General features: G+C 38.0%; 15 protein-coding genes. 14 read left to right on the plus strand and 1 reads right to left on the minus strand.

Going from position 1 to position 15396, the window contains the following annotated elements; genetic code table 11:
- Positions 1-4: 4 nt before the first annotated feature.
- From liaF to lgb_RS03145, 12 genes are all read left to right on the plus strand, one after another.
- Positions 5-622: a cell wall-active antibiotics response protein LiaF gene (gene liaF / locus lgb_RS03090; RefSeq protein ID WP_019291665.1), complete on the plus strand. Its 618-nt coding sequence runs from the start codon at positions 5-7 to the stop codon at positions 620-622.
- Positions 619-1599, plus strand: coding sequence for a sensor histidine kinase (locus lgb_RS03095; RefSeq protein WP_019293735.1), 981 nt, complete (start codon positions 619-621; stop codon positions 1597-1599). Before liaF ends, lgb_RS03095 begins: the two co-directional genes overlap by 4 nt.
- 17 nt (positions 1600-1616) lie before the next feature.
- Positions 1617-2252: a response regulator transcription factor gene (locus lgb_RS03100; protein WP_004258491.1), complete on the plus strand. Its 636-nt coding sequence runs from the start codon at positions 1617-1619 to the stop codon at positions 2250-2252.
- Positions 2253-2332: 80 nt separating this feature from the next.
- On the plus strand, positions 2333-3136 hold the full coding sequence (locus lgb_RS03105; RefSeq protein WP_019291663.1) for a Cof-type HAD-IIB family hydrolase: 804 nt from the start codon (positions 2333-2335) through the stop codon (positions 3134-3136).
- Between the two features lie 61 nt (positions 3137-3197).
- The gene (locus lgb_RS03110; protein ID WP_019291662.1) at positions 3198-3788 is read left to right on the plus strand and encodes a peptidylprolyl isomerase; all 591 of its coding nucleotides are present in this window, start codon (positions 3198-3200) and stop codon (positions 3786-3788) included.
- A 1-nt stretch (position 3789) separates the two neighbouring features.
- Positions 3790-4185, plus strand: a complete 396-nt coding sequence (locus lgb_RS03115; protein ID WP_249663235.1) for a CvfD/Ygs/GSP13 family RNA-binding post-transcriptional regulator — start codon at positions 3790-3792, stop codon at positions 4183-4185.
- A gap of 17 nt (positions 4186-4202) precedes the next feature.
- The gene (locus lgb_RS03120) at positions 4203-4808 is read left to right on the plus strand and encodes a TVP38/TMEM64 family protein (RefSeq protein WP_019291660.1); all 606 of its coding nucleotides are present in this window, start codon (positions 4203-4205) and stop codon (positions 4806-4808) included.
- 104 nt (positions 4809-4912) lie between these two features.
- Positions 4913-6226, plus strand: coding sequence for an FtsW/RodA/SpoVE family cell cycle protein (locus lgb_RS03125; protein ID WP_019293734.1), 1314 nt, complete (start codon positions 4913-4915; stop codon positions 6224-6226).
- A gap of 143 nt (positions 6227-6369) precedes the next feature.
- Positions 6370-6801: a flavodoxin family protein gene (locus lgb_RS03130; protein ID WP_004258465.1), complete on the plus strand. Its 432-nt coding sequence runs from the start codon at positions 6370-6372 to the stop codon at positions 6799-6801.
- 214 nt (positions 6802-7015) lie between these two features.
- Complete coding sequence (locus lgb_RS03135) at positions 7016-8194, plus strand: coiled-coil domain-containing protein (protein WP_019293733.1); 1179 nt, start codon at positions 7016-7018, stop codon at positions 8192-8194.
- A gap of 150 nt (positions 8195-8344) precedes the next feature.
- Positions 8345-9244: an ABC transporter ATP-binding protein gene (locus lgb_RS03140; protein WP_019293732.1), complete on the plus strand. Its 900-nt coding sequence runs from the start codon at positions 8345-8347 to the stop codon at positions 9242-9244.
- A complete protein-coding gene (locus lgb_RS03145; protein ID WP_019293731.1) occupies positions 9237-10505 on the plus strand; it encodes an ABC transporter permease in 1269 nt (422 codons plus the stop codon). Before lgb_RS03140 ends, lgb_RS03145 begins: the two co-directional genes overlap by 8 nt.
- A gap of 42 nt (positions 10506-10547) precedes the next feature.
- Here the strand turns inward: lgb_RS03145 and lgb_RS03150 are convergent, their stop codons facing one another.
- Complete coding sequence (locus lgb_RS03150; protein WP_019291655.1) at positions 10548-10982, minus strand: Spx/MgsR family RNA polymerase-binding regulatory protein; 435 nt, start codon at positions 10980-10982, stop codon at positions 10548-10550.
- A 584-nt stretch (positions 10983-11566) separates the two neighbouring features.
- Here lgb_RS03150 and carB point away from each other — a divergent pair.
- Both carB and lgb_RS03160 read left to right on the plus strand, forming a co-directional pair.
- Complete coding sequence (carB, locus tag lgb_RS03155; protein ID WP_019293730.1) at positions 11567-14752, plus strand: carbamoyl-phosphate synthase large subunit; 3186 nt, start codon at positions 11567-11569, stop codon at positions 14750-14752.
- 90 nt (positions 14753-14842) lie between these two features.
- Positions 14843-15376, plus strand: a complete 534-nt coding sequence (locus lgb_RS03160) for an rRNA large subunit pseudouridine synthase E (RefSeq protein WP_019291653.1) — start codon at positions 14843-14845, stop codon at positions 15374-15376.
- Positions 15377-15396 lie beyond the last annotated feature (20 nt).

Raw genomic sequence — 15396 nt, forward strand, 5'->3', positions numbered from 1 at the left:
AGGTATGAATAGACGGATAAAAACATTTATTGTTATAGAGCTTTGTATCATAGTTGCTTTGCTTTTGCATATTATAAAATCACCGTACTTTCTTGTATTGCTTGCTTTAGCTATATCTTTCAGTATATTGTCACGTAAAATAACCTTTCTCCGTCCTGTCACAGCTGTGCTCTGGATTTTCTTTGCAGTAATGCTCTTGACAGCTGGATGGTTTTGGCTTGCTCTTCTCTTTCCTCTTTTGGTTGGGATTAGTTTTTGGAAAAGGCAAGCCTACACGATGCCAAATTCTTCTTATAGCCAAGCTTATGCGGAGAGTCAGGAAGACATCACACGGGCAAATGGAAATGATGTAATTGATCTCTACGATGTCAATTTTAGGCCTGAAGGAAACAGCTTGAGCATCAAAAAATCAGCAGGAAATACTAAAATTATCGTGCCGGAAGATGTTGCCGTAGCTTTAGAAATTACGGTACACAATGGCATTGTCAAGATTTTTGATGAAGAGACCGAAATTAACCCTGTAAATTTTCGTTATTTCTCAGATATGACAGAAGATACGCAAAAACGGATGCGTATTAAACTCCAGGTTGAAACAGGAAATGTTGAGGTGGTGAAAGGATGAAGAAATCAATCATTAAAACCTTTACCGTCCTTTTTATCATTATTGTTTTGGTTGATGTGCTATTGTTTTCAATCACGAGCGGTGTTTCAACAGCCAGTATTATGGGCGAGATTGCGAATAATTTTTATGGGATCTGGATTTTTCTCTCGGTAGCAGGATTATTGGCCTTAGTTTTTACTTTTTTCAATTTTTTGGAAAACAGCAAAATTAAGAGAGATTTTTATGAAGATATCCAGCGTGTGAGTCAAAATCAAGAACCGGAGCATCCAGAATTGAAGGCTCTTCATTTGCGCTTAAAAGAGATGTCTGTCGAACTGCAAGAACTCTCAAGTCAAAAATCAGCAAATAAAGCAGAAATTGTGGAAACGGAAAGAAAACGTATTTCACGTGAGCTTCATGATTCGGTCAGTCAAGAACTTTTTGCCGCAACGATGATTCTCTCTTCTGTAACGGGTAGCGAAGCTGAAAACTCTAATCTCACACAAGATCAAATTTTGACGCAAACACGTTTAGTTTTAAAAATATTGCATGAAGCACAAAATGAGATGCGAGCCTTATTGTTACATTTAAGACCTATTGAATTGGACGGCAAGTCCCTTTCGGCAGGTTTAAATTCCTTGACGGATGAATTGCAAGCAAAGATATCCGCCAATATCAATGTAAAACTCAGTGATATTAAAGCTTCCTCTAACATTGAAGATAACCTCTTCCGCATGGCACAGGAAATTCTGAGCAATGCACTACGGCACTCACAAGCTGATAATATTGAAGTTGTTCTGAAAGAGCAGTATGACAATATTATTCTTAGAATAGCAGATGATGGTGTCGGCTTTGATACACGAGACAGTAAATCAGCCAGCTATGGTCTGGTCAATATAAAAGAGCGCGCGCTTTTGCTCGGTGGGGATGTTAAAATTATTAGTGCGCCAAATCAAGGTACAAGTGTCGAGATACGCATTCCACAAGTGAACCAATAAGAAGTTAAAAGGAAAAAATGGATAAAATAAAATTATTAATTGTTGATGATCATCAAATGGTCCGCTTAGGGCTCTCTAGCTTTATGAATATTCAGCCCGATATTGAAGTCGTAGGAGAGGCAGCGGATGGCGAATCAGGCTATCTTAAAGCAAAAAATTTAAAACCAGATGTCATTTTGATGGATTTGGTTATGGACCGTCTAGATGGCATTGGGGCGACGCAAAAAATATTAGCGGAAATGCCAGAACAGAAGATTTTGATTTTGACGAGCTTTTTAGATGATGAAAAAGTCTTTCCAGCTTTGGCTGCTGGGGCAAAAGGCTATATTCTCAAAACTTCTCAGGCTGCCGAAATTGCCAGTGCTATCCGTAAAGTTGCGAGCGGGCAAGATGTTTTGTCGGGAGCGGTTAAAGAAAAAATCAATCAACAAAAGCATCGAAAACCTGAATTGTATGACAATCTCTCAAAAAGAGAAATGGAAGTTTTGAAAATATTAGCTCAGGGACTTTCTAATCAGGAGATTGCGGATCAACTATTTATAAGTCTTAAAACAGTTAAAACACATGTTTCTAACATCTTTAATAAATTAGAAGTGAATGATCGGACGCAAGCAACAATTTATGCTATCCAACACAAACTGGTCGATCAGTAAAAAATTTTAAAAAGTAGAAATCATCATCCCTAATTGTATGTACAATAGCGAAAATAACCTATATCTGGTATAATAGAGTCATGAAAGATTTAATCGAAAAAGCTTCAAAAATCAAAATTATTTTTTTCGATATTGATGATACTTTACGTGACCTAAAAACAGGCTATATACCCGAAAGCTTACCCTTTATCTTTGAAACTTTACGCCAAAAAGGAATAAAAACAGGTATTGCGACAGGACGAAATTACTATAATGTTCTCCCTGAAATCCGCAATTTAAATCCTGATTTTTTTGTAACGATTAATGGTGCTTTGGTGCAAAACCAGGCGCAGGAGATTATTTACAAAAATCCCTTGGATAAAAAAACTGTTGATGAAATAGTGTCTTGGCTAAAGAGTGAAGGTGCTGAATATCTTTTTGTAGGAAATGAGAACTTAAAAGCTTCAAAATGGGAAGGATTAACTGAGAGCGTTATTCCAGCTGATTATGGCGTACTCGAAGTTAAACCAGATTACTACAAAGAGCATGATGTTTTTCAACTCCTTACAATCTCTGAGCATGATCAAAGACTTCGACTGCCTCAACGTTTGGCTCAAAAAGTAAGAATGGTACGATGGCACCCGAATTCTTCCGATATTGTTCCGGTTTTAGGGAGCAAAGCCAATGGTTGTATGAAAGTATTAGAATATCTCGGTCTTGCACCAGAAAATATGATGAATTTTGGCGATGAGCTTAATGATAAGGAGCTTTTTGATTTGGCTGGACTTTCGGTGGCTATGAAAATCTCACATCCTCTCATTTTGGAAAAAGCAGACTATGTCACGGATACAGTACAGAAAGATGGTATTTTAAAAGCTTTGCGTACACTTCAACTCATCGATTAAACTTACAAAAATGAAAGTCTCATCTACGAGATTTTTGATAAAATTTAGAAAAGAGAAACAAATGACTTACCCACAACTTAATCTTGAAGCATATGATGGAACAACAGCAATCATCCATACTAATCATGGGGATATGACTGTGAAACTCTTTGACGAGCTTGCTCCAAAAACTGTTAAAAACTTTGTTGAACTCAGCAAAAAAGGATACTACGATGGTATTATTTTCCACCGTATTATCAAAGACTTTATGATTCAAGGTGGCGACCCAACAGGAACAGGTATGGGTGGTGAATCAATCTATGGTGAAAAATTTGAAGATGAATTTTCACAAGATGCGTTCAATATTCGTGGTGCCTTGTCAATGGCCAATGCTGGACCAAATACAAATGGAAGCCAGTTCTTCATTGTTCAAAACCAAAACCTCCCTTATCCAAAATCAGCCTTGATTGATGGTGGATGGCCTGAAGAAGTTGCTGAAGTCTACACTCAAGGTGGAACACCGCATCTGGACGGGCGTCACACAGTATTTGGCCAACTTGTAGATGAAAAATCATTTGAAGTTTTAGATAAAATTGCCGCTGTACGTGTCGGAATGCAAGATCGTCCAGTTGACGATGTAGTCATCGAAAATATTGAAATTATCGAGAAATAAAATGATTGATAAATCCGTAAAAATTGGTGATAAAGTCACTGCTGAGATAATCGGGCTCCAAGATTATGGTGCTTTTGTAAAGTTTGCGGACTGTCAAAATACTGAACATAAAGGCTTGATTCATATTTCTGAAGTTCAGTCAGGTTTCGTCAAAAATATTCGAGAAGTTATCAAAGTAGGGCAACATGTAAAAGCTCAGATAATAGATATTGATGAGTACAATGGTAAAGTCAGTCTCTCCATTCGCAGTCTCGAAGAAAATCCACAAAATCATTACTTTTATCGTAAAAAACGATTCACAGATTCTCGTAATAAGATTGGCTTTAAAAGTTTAGCTGAGAAAAGAGAACTTTGGATTGAAGAAGGCGAAAAATATCTGAAAGAAAGAGCAAACTAAATCCACACGAGGTGAAGATGAACAACAATGTCTTAAAATATACCAAACGAGTTTTTAACGTGATTACAATTTTGGGTTTTATTGCTACTATTGTTGGTAGTGTTTACCTCTGGCATCTCGGGGCTTTTCAAGATCAAGAAATTTTGAAACGTCTAGTAACAGCGCATGCTTTGCTTGGTCCGATAATTTTCTTCTGTATGCAAATTATTCAAGTAATTATTCCGATTATTCCGGGAGGATTAACAATTGCAGCAGGGGTCTTAATATTTGGACCTTTCTGGGGTTTTGTTTACAATTATGTCGGGATAGTTGTTGGTTCAGTGATACTTTTCCATCTTGGTCGAAAGTATGGACAGTCCTTAGTTCAGGTCTTTGTCAAAGAGAAAACCTACAACAAGTATATGGCTTGGCTCGAAAAAGGGCAAAAGAGATTTAATATCGCTTTTCTACTTTTAATTCTCTCACCAATCGCGCCTGATGATGCTTTGGTTCTCATTGCGAGTCAGACTCGTATGAGTTGGAAATTCTTTAACTGGGTGATGATTTTATGTAAGCCACTACCGATTTTATTCTATTCGTATGCTTTAATCTTCGGTGGAAACTTACTTGGAAATTTGTTCTAAGAAGAACTTTAAATAACAAACAATAATGGTTTTGCGAAAGCAACCATTTTTATATAAATAATGTATAATAGAGCCTATAGACTTTCTAGTGATGGAGCTTCATTTTGAATAATAAAACAAATACAATAAATAAAAAGAAAAAGCAGCCTAAAAATAAGCTAACTTTTGACAGTCGTATTGACTATGCGCTTATTCTACCAGCTTTTCTTTTAACAGTTATCGGTCTTTATGCCATTTGGGTTGCTGTAAGTCATGATTATCCGACACAAGCGGTTAAGATGGTTGGACAACAAGGGACTTGGATTATTGTCGGTGTTATTTTAGCCTTAATTGTCATGCATATGGACTCGAGGCTGCTTTGGAACCTTACGCCGGTTCTGTATGGTTTTGGTCTTATTTTGATGGTGCTGCCCATATTCTTTTACAGCCCTTCGATGTATGAGCTGACAGGTGCAAAGAACTGGGTTGCCTTTCATAACACCAATCTTTTCCAGCCCTCGGAGCTCATGAAAATAGCCTATATATTGTTTTTAGCAAGGATTGTCGTTTCCTTTCAAAACAAACTGAAAAAACGTTATCTTAAAGATGATTTTATCTTAATTGGACAAATTGGCTTGGCTACTGTGCCCATTGCTATTCTTGCAGCTTTACAAAAAGACTTTGGTACCTTTATGGTTTTCCTTGTGATTGCAGCGGGAATCATTCTTGTTTCAGGGGTATCTTGGAAAATTATCTTGCCTGTCCTCCTCATAGCTATCCTAGTCGCCGTGGGTGTTGTAGCTATGGTGATGAATCCTAAGGGACAAGAGCTCTTAGGAACTGTTTTCAGCCAATATCAGGTTAATCGTTTCTTAGCTTGGCTTCATCCCTTTGAGTACACACAGACATTCTCACTTCAACAATCTCGTGCTTTGATTGCTATCGGTGTCGGCGGTCTCTTTGGACATGGATTTGGAGTGGCAAATGTCAACGTACCAGTCCGTGAATCAGATATGATTTTTACCGTTATCGGAGAAGATTTTGGTTTTGTCGGTGCAACTTTTGTCATTTTACTTTATTTCATCTTGATTTATCGTATGATTCGGGTGACTTTTCAATCCAATAACCAGTTCTATATCTTTATATCCACGGGGATTATTATGATGATTCTGTTCCATGTCTTTGAAAATATTGGAGCAGCGATTGGCTTGGTCCCATTGACGGGTATTCCTTTACCGTTCATTTCACAAGGTGGTTCGGCATTGATCAGTAATATTATTGGTTTAGGGCTCGTACTTTCCATGAAATATAATCAATTGCCTGAGTTCGTATTAGTTCGCGAAGCAGGTAGAAAGAAATTAGAACATAAAAGAGCGCGTCTGTCTCGTTCATCCTATAAAAGAGTGAAGCCAAAAGGGAGACGTAGAATAAGTAAATAAAAAAGCTTTTCAAGGAAAAGCTTTTTTATTTGGAATAACTACAGCAATATGATGAAGTCCACGAAATTTATAAGCTAGAAATTTCACATACTTCACAAAATATGATAGTCTATAAGTGAAGGAACAAAGGAGGAATTATTAAGATGAAATATGCAGTAAGATATGCTTCACGAGGTGGAAATACACGTGCAGTTGCTGATGAAATTGCGAAAAAAATTGATGTGAAAGCAGAACGAATCTCTGAACCTCTAGAAGAGGAAGTAGATGTCTTGTTTCTTGGAGCAGGTGTTTGGTTTGCTTCTGTAACAAAAGACATGAAGGAATACTTGGCAGCTTTAGACAGTGGTAAAATCAAACAAATTGTTGCCTTTTCTACTTCGGGTCACTTGGAATCTGCAATTAAAAAAATTACTGCAGCAGCAAAAGACAAAGGCATTAAAGTTAATGAAGAATCTTTTGATTTGCATTTAAACATGCAAGGTATGACATTTTTCGCACCTGCTGGTGGTGATTTAACAAAAGAACAAATCAATGAAGTTGATGCCTTTGTTGATAAAGTTCTTGCAAAACTATAATATTAATTAACGCCCTTTTATTTAAAAGCTCCTTATTTTGGAGCTTTTTTTGTTTCTTTAAATTATATAGTGTATTAAAAACAAGTTACGCCGGTGCAATAATAGGTAATTTAAATGTAACACGATAAGCAGCTTCTGTAACAAAAATAAAAGGTTTTGTGATACAATAGTAATGTTCAAACAAGAAAACCTAGAGGAAGTAAATTTAAAATTTATGAAAAAGAAATTAATTATGACGCTAATGCTTTCAACGGTTGTCCTGACTACAGGTGCTCCCTTAGCTGCTGTAAAAGCAGATTCAACGGAAAATAAGTTAGCAGCACAGGACTCAAAGATTGCAAACTTGAAGGATGAGGCGAGTTTGGCACAAGCGAAAGTTGAAGCAGTTGGGACCCAAGTAGGGGCTCTAAAAGCTAAGCAAACTTCAATGAAAGAACAGATAGAAAAGCTGTTAGAACAGCAAAAAGCGCAGTCTACACAGATTCGTGAATTGGATAAGAATATTGAAGAACGTAGTCACGCATTAGAAGCACAAGCACGAAGTGCTCAAACTGATGGTTCAGCAACGAATTATATTTCAGCAATTTTGGATTCTAAATCTTTAACCAATGCCATTCAAAAAATCACAGCTATGTCGACTGTTGCAGGTGCCAATAAGGCAATGATTGAACAGCAAGAACAAGATCAAAAGAATGTTCAAGCGAAACTCAAAGATAACATGGAAAAATACGCGGAAGTTACGCGCTTGCAACAAGAGTTGAGCACTCAGGCCGATGAATTGGCAACACAAGAAGCACAACTTAAAGTTGCGCAACTTAATTACCAAGCCACAATCACATCTGAAGAAGGCAAAAAACAAGAATTGTTAACTCAAAAAGCTGAAGCTGAGCAAGCAGCACAAGAAGCTGTTCAAGCTCAAAAAATAGCTACACAAGAGTCAGTGGTAGCCCAACAGGAAAAGGTCAAAGAAACTGTAGTGGAAAGTAAACCAGCTCCAGTGGCACCACCAGTTGTTGATGAAGGCAATCAAACTGTAGAACCTGAAATTGAGAAACCTAAGCCGCCAATTACAGATCCTAAACCACCAGTTTCAACGACGAATCCATATCCAGCTGGACAATGTACGGCTTATGTTTGGGATTACTTTGGTGGTGCAATTCCAACATATGTAGGTAATGCGGCAGACTGGGTACGTTACGCAAACAGTGGACCAGCAGCGGGAACTATTGCTGTCTTTCCACCAGGAAACCAGGGTGCCGGTGGTGTTGGACACGTTGCAGTAGTCATCTCTGTTTCTGGCTCTACGATGAGAGTCAAAGAAGGCAACTTTAACGGTGGTTGGGGGACTGAACGTGAATGTTCAACAGCCGGCGTGAGCTTTATCCGTCCTTAGTAAAAGAGTAAACACAAGAAGCAAGGAGAACTTGCTTCTTTTTTAATTTTTCACCTCTAACTAGGAAAGGATAAGGTTTTTACTTCAATATATCTACTTAATAAGGTATACTAAGTTAAAAGATTATCATTTAATTTTAAGGAGGAAGGGATGCTCGAAGTGAAAAATCTCCGAAAGACATTCGGAGAACTTGTTGCTGTTGATGATCTGAGTTTTACTATTGAAGATGGTGAAATTTTAGGTTTTATTGGACAAAATGGATCGGGAAAAACAACAACATTTAGATTAATATTGGATTTTTTGATGCAAGATTCAGGAAGCGTGCTCTGGAATGGTAAGCCGCTCTCTAGTGATGAATATAACATCATTGGTTATTTACCAGAGGAAAGAGGGCTTTATCCTAAAGATAGTATAGAAACTCAGTTGCGTTTCTTTGGTCAACTAAGAGGCAAAACGCGAAAAGAAATCGATGAGAAAATCGATTATTGGATGGAAAAATTTGAGGTTAAAGGCAAGCGCACAGATAAGGTTAAAACATTATCAAAAGGGAATCAGCAGAAGGTTCAGCTTATAGCTACGCTGATTCATGAACCGAAGCTTGTTATTTTAGATGAACCGTTCTCTGGTTTAGATCCTGTGAATGCAGAGTTGCTCAAAACAGCTGTAGCTGAATTACGTGAGCAAAAAGTCTGTGTTGTCTTTTCAGACCATAATATGCTGAATGTCGAAAAAATGGTGGATAAGATGATAATGGTAAAAGAAGGTAAGAAAATACTGGATGGAACCGTTGATGCTGTACGTCAAAGTTTTGGACGGACTAAAGTATTTATTGAAGCACCGGTAGCACAAGAAGATCTCGCACAGCTGGAAGGTGTAAAAGAAGTACAGGTGGAGCGTAATGGTACTTATGAGTTAACTTTAGAAAATGAAGAAGCAGGCAAAGCTGTCTTTGACTATGTTACACAATCAGGCTATATCCAGATGTTTTCACAACAACCGCCAAGCTTGGAAGAAATATTCAAAATGAAGGCAGGTGATGCACATGAATAGTAAGTTTTGGACAATCGTGAAAGAAGTCTTTCGTAAAAATGTTAAATCAGTTGCCTTTTTAGTTATGGTCTTTCTCCCGCTTCTCATTGGATTAGTTATTTATGTTATTGCAAGAGTAGCAGATGATGGAGCAGGCGACGTTGATCGGATTGCGGTAGTGACAAAAAGCAAGGAAATTGGAAGTGCGCTGACTGAAGTTAAAGGCAATATTAAGTATGAAGTAATGGACAGAACAGCAGCAAATCGTAAACTTAAAGATGAAGATGTAGGCGCGATTTTAGCTTTAGAGATGGAACAAGGGAAAATAAGCTCAACCTTAGAAACCACACGTTCTCTTGATACGGCAACTCAAATGACTGTCTCACAGACGCTTACAGCAATCCAGCAAAGTGTCTTTGCCACTCAATTAGGCTTGTCACCAGAAGAAAAAACGAACCTTCTTTCTCCCGCGAAATTAGAGCCTGTGCATGTTGAGTTTGACGCGGATGGCAATAGAATTCAAGGTACAGATTATTCTGGTTTGAGGCAGGTTATAGCAACAGTCTTGATTGTAATGATTTGGATTTTTGTTGCAACTTATGGTAGTATTGTGGCGCAAGAAATTGCCAGCGAAAAAGGAACGCGTATTATGGAAGTGATTCTTTCAAGCGTTAAAGCCGAAACTCATTTTTATGGAAAATTAGTGGGGATTATCTTAGTCTGTTCAGTCAATGTTCTTGCTTATGCTGTTCAGATTGGGGTAGGTTATCTAATCTTCAGAGATAATGACATGATGCGTAGCTTCCTTAACGGTTTAAATCTTCAAGAAGTGTTTACTGGACAATTTTGGCTTGTAATTCCGATTGTCATCTTAGGAATTCTCCTGTTTACATTTTTAGCAGCTCTTTCTGGTTCATTGATTTCTCGTGTTGAAGATGTACCTAAAGCACAAACACCAATGACAATGATTGGGTTACTTGGTTACATGCTTTCTGTAATTTTTGCTTCTCAACCTGATAATATCGTGATGACCGTGACAAGTTATATCCCTTTTATTTCGAGTTTTGTCTTGCCAATGCAAATTGCAACAGGTGTAGCAAGTAATTTACAAGTCTGGATTTCCATGGGAATTATGTTTATAACGATGTTGTTTATACTCCTGTTCTCTGCTCGACTTTATAAATCAAATGTTTTAATCTATAGCAGCGATGGCTTACTTAAAGTTTTGAAACAATCACTTAATAATATCAAAAATGAAGACAAGTTAAAAAATAAAGCTTAATAAAAAAACCAAGTCTCTGAATTCAGAGGTCTTGGTTTTTTATTAACTCGCATGAATATGGAAGTCACGTTCTAATACAATATCACGTACTTTACGACTAATATCGCTCAATCTTACCTCACGAACAGGACGTGGGAGAAATTTTCGGATATCATCGTCATTGTAACCAATCTGAAGGCGCTTGTCATCCAAAATAAGCGGACGACGTAAAATGGAACGGTTCTCTTTCATGATTGTAACCAGAGTATTTAAAGAAAATCGCTCAAGGTCTAATGATAAACTCTGATATGCACGGCTTCTTTTGGAAATAATTTCCTCCGTACCATTTTCAGTCAAAGCAAGAATTTCAAGAAAGTCTTCTTTCTTAATATCATCTGTAAGAAGATTTATTTCTTGAAAATCTACACCGTTATCAACGAGCCATTTTTTTGCTTTTTGGCTTGAGCTGCAACCAGCAACTGTATAAATTTTTATCATATTATCCCCCTTGTCTAAAATCTTATTTATTTCTAATTTACTTATGAATTAATTATAACATTTTTACGGAAAGTGTCAAGAGTATTATTATAAAAATTTAATTGTAAATTTATAATTAATTTTAAAAATAGCATGTTTTGTTTAAAATAAAGGGTTTATGCTGTGTTTATAGAGGGGTGATAGAATACTCTTTCAAAAAGAAAAGAACTTTTTTCTCTTTTTATTTATTAAATAGAAGGCGCTTTCTATTTAATGTAAATCTTATTACTGTTTTTTGATACAAGTTTTTTTCACTGAAATCTCTCAAGTAAGAGATCTCTCAAAGTTTTCATTTGACTGCATCTTTAGAAAATGATATTCTACTAAAGATAAAACTTTTAAACTGGTCCAGAGAGGCTAGCAAGGTTGTGAACATGAATATTAAATCCTTTTGAATAAAAAGGGAATACTCTATCTTCTTTGCACTTGCTTTTTCTGGCAGGTGCTTTTTTCTTAAAATTCCTAGGAAATGAGAAAAATGTCTGTCAGAGAGTAGTACAAAGTTTATCTCACAGCTGCTTTGGAATTTTAGAAATGGGGATACTATGCCAAAACGTACGGATATTAAGAAGATTATGATTATCGGTTCAGGACCGATTGTTATTGGTCAGGCTGCTGAATTTGACTATGCTGGTACTCAAGCCTGCTTAGCGCTCAAAGAAGAAGGTTATCAAGTTATTTTGGTCAATTCAAATCCAGCAACGATTATGACTGACCGTGAAATTGCTGATAAAGTTTATATTGAGCCGATTACGCTTGAGTTTGTCAGCAAAATCCTTCGCAAAGAAAGACCAGATGCCCTCTTGCCAACCTTAGGTGGTCAAACAGGGCTAAATATGGCGATGGAATTGGCGGAAAGCGGTATTTTGAAAGAACTTTCGGTTGAACTTTTAGGTACAAAATTAACTGCCATTGACCGAGCAGAAGACCGTGAATTATTTAAAGAACTCTGTGAAAGTATTGGAGAGCCTTTGTGCGAATCTGAAATTGCCACAACGGTTGAGGAGGCAGTTAATCAAGCAAAAGAGATTGGCTACCCAATCATTGTCCGTCCAGCCTTTACGATGGGGGGAACAGGCGGCGGAATTTGCAACAACGAAACAGAACTTCGTGAGGTAGTTGCCAATGGATTAAAACTTTCTCCAGTGACACAATGTTTGATTGAAAAATCAATAGCCGGATATAAAGAAATAGAGTACGAAGTGATGCGTGACTCGGCAGATAATGCGATTGTGGTCTGCAACATGGAAAACTTTGATCCCGTAGGTATACATACAGGAGATTCGATTGTGTTCGCGCCTAGTCAAACCTTGTCAGATGTTGAATACCAAATGCTTCGTGATGCTTCATTAAAAATCATTCGTGCTTTGAAAATCGAAGGAGGATGTAATGTTCAGCTTGCTTTGGATCCACATTCTTATAAATATTATGTGATTGAAGTAAATCCCCGTGTCTCACGCTCCTCTGCCTTAGCTTCTAAAGCGACAGGTTATCCGATTGCTAAGATGTCGGCCAAAATTGCAGTCGGAATGACATTAGATGAAATTATCAATCCGGTAACAAACACGACTTATGCTATGTTTGAGCCAGCACTTGACTACGTTGTCTCTAAAATTGCCCGCTTCCCCTTTGATAAATTTGAAAATGGTGATCGTAATCTCGGGACACAAATGAAAGCGACTGGAGAGGTAATGGCTATCGGACGCAACATCGAAGAAAGCTTACTCAAGGCAGTACGTTCATTGGAGATAGGTGTGAGCCACAACCGTTTAGAAGGTGCTGAAGAAGTCACAGAAGAGTTCCTGTACGAAAAAATTATTAAAGCACAGGATGACCGTCTCTTCTATATTTCAGAAGCGATTCGCCGTGGTATTCCGATTGAGGAAATTGCGGCTTTAAGTAAGATTGACATTTTCTTCCTAGATAAATTACTCCATATCGTTGAGATTGAAAAAGAGTTAGAACTGAATGTTTTTGATCCAGAAATTTTGAAAACAGCCAAGAAAAATGGTTTTTCGGATAAAGAGATTGCTCGTCTTTGGAATGTGACAGAGTCCGAAGTACGTCGGCGTCGCAAAGATGGTGAAATTCTGCCAGTCTACAAAATGGTAGATACTTGTGCTGCTGAGTTTGAAAGTAGTACGCCATATTTCTACTCGTCTTATGCTTGGGAGAACGAATCTGTAAAATCTGAAAAGGAAAAAATCCTTGTTTTAGGTTCAGGTCCGATTCGTATCGGTCAAGGCGTAGAGTTTGACTATGCGACTGTTCATTCTGTTAAAGCGATTCAGGCTTTAGGTTATGAAGCAATTATTGTTAACAGCAATCCTGAGACGGTTTCTACTGATTTCTCAATTTCGGATAAACTCTACTTTGAACCTTTGACTTTCGAAGATGTCATGAACATTATCGATTTAGAGGAACCCAAAGGTGTAATCGTTCAGTTTGGCGGGCAGACAGCGATTAATCTAGCGGAACCTTTGGAAAAAGCTGGCGTAAGTATCTTAGGAACACAAGTAGCAGACCTTGAACGTTCAGAAGACCGAGATTCCTTTGAAAAGGCTTTGTCCGACTTGGATATTCCACAACCACCGGGAGCAACAGCCACAAATGAAGAAGAAGCAGTTGCCAATGCTGAAAAAATAGGTTATCCTGTCCTGCTACGTCCATCCTTTGTCTTAGGTGGACGTGCTATGGAAATTATTGATAATGAAGCAGATTTGCGTAATTATATGAACCGTGCAGTCAAGGCTTCGCCAGAACACCCAGTATTAGTAGACAGCTATTTGACTGGACAAGAGTGTGAAGTAGATGCTATTTGTGATGGAAAAGATGTTTTGTTGCCAGGAATTATGGAGCATATTGAACGTGCGGGGGTTCACTCGGGAGACTCAATGGCTGTTTATCCACCACAAACCTTCAGTCCTGAAATTATTGAGACAATCGTGGATTATACTAAACGCTTGGCAGAAGGCTTAAACTGCATCGGTATGATGAATATTCAGTTCGTTATCCACGAGCAAAAAGTCTATGTTATTGAAGTTAACCCACGAGCTTCGCGTACGGTTCCTTTCCTATCAAAAGTTACAGGAATTCCGATGGCACAACTTGCCACACAGATGATTTTAGGGAAAACACTAGCAGAACTTGGTTACACATCAGGTCTTGCCCCAGAATCTGAACTGGTCCACATCAAAGCGCCAGTCTTCAGTTTTAGCAAATTGGCAAAAGTTGATAGCCTCCTTGGTCCAGAGATGAAATCAACGGGGGAAGTGATGGGATCAGATACAACCTTAGAAAAGGCGCTTTATAAATCTTTTGAAGCTGCAAAACTGCACATGGCTGACCATGGGTCAATTCTCTTTACAGTGGCCGATGAAGATAAAGCAGAAACCTTAGAGATGGCAAAGCGCTTTGCTGATATTGGTTATTCGCTAGTAGCGACTTCAGGAACTGCACAGTACCTAAAAACTGCAGGGCTTTATGTTCGAGAGGTTGGTAAAGTGACGGAATCCACTGAGGACACAGTTATTGATGACATTCGTATGGGGCGTGTTCAAGCTATTGTGAATACAATGGGTAGCAAACGCGTATCAACACAAGAAACAGATGGCTTCCTCATACGTCAGGAAGCAATTAGTCGTGGTATTCCACTCTTTACAGCTTTAGACACAGCAGAAGCTATTCTTCGTGTGATGGAGAGCCGCTCATTTACCATGAATGTTATTTAAACAAAAAAAGCAGACTGGTACTGCTTTTTTTATGTGACATTTTCTTTATGGCAGGTGCGAAGCTGGACCACTTTTGGTACAATAGAGGAGATGATATTACTATTTAATAAACCCTTTGACGTACTCACAAAATTTACGGATACTGAAAATCGTAAAACATTGAAAGATTATATTGATGTTCCTAATGTATATGCTGCAGGACGTTTAGATAAAGACAGTGAAGGCTTACTTTTGCTGACAGATGATGGAAAGTTAAATCATAAGCTTACTGACCCCAAGTCCAAGTCTTATAAGACTTATCTTGTACAGGTCGAGGGAGAATTCACTGAGTCAGCAGCTCAAAAACTCCGTGCAGGTGTTTTGCTTAAAGATGGTAAAACACTTCCGGCGAAAGTTAGACGAGTTTCAGAACCAGAGTGGCTTTGGGAGAGAACACCACCGATTCGTGAGCGAAAATCAATACCCACAAGCTGGGTCGAAATCTCTATCAAAGAAGGAAAAAATCGTCAAGTGCGTCGAATGACAGCCAATGTTGGTTTTCCAACATTACGTTTAATCCGTACAAAGATTGGAAATTATGAATTGGGGAATCTTCCTTCAGGAAAGTATAAGATAATAAAATAAAAAAGAGCATTTGCTCTTTT

Origin of the sequence: Lactococcus petauri (assembly GCF_023499275.1) — a bacterium.
Classification (GTDB): Bacteria; Bacillota; Bacilli; order Lactobacillales; family Streptococcaceae; genus Lactococcus; species Lactococcus petauri.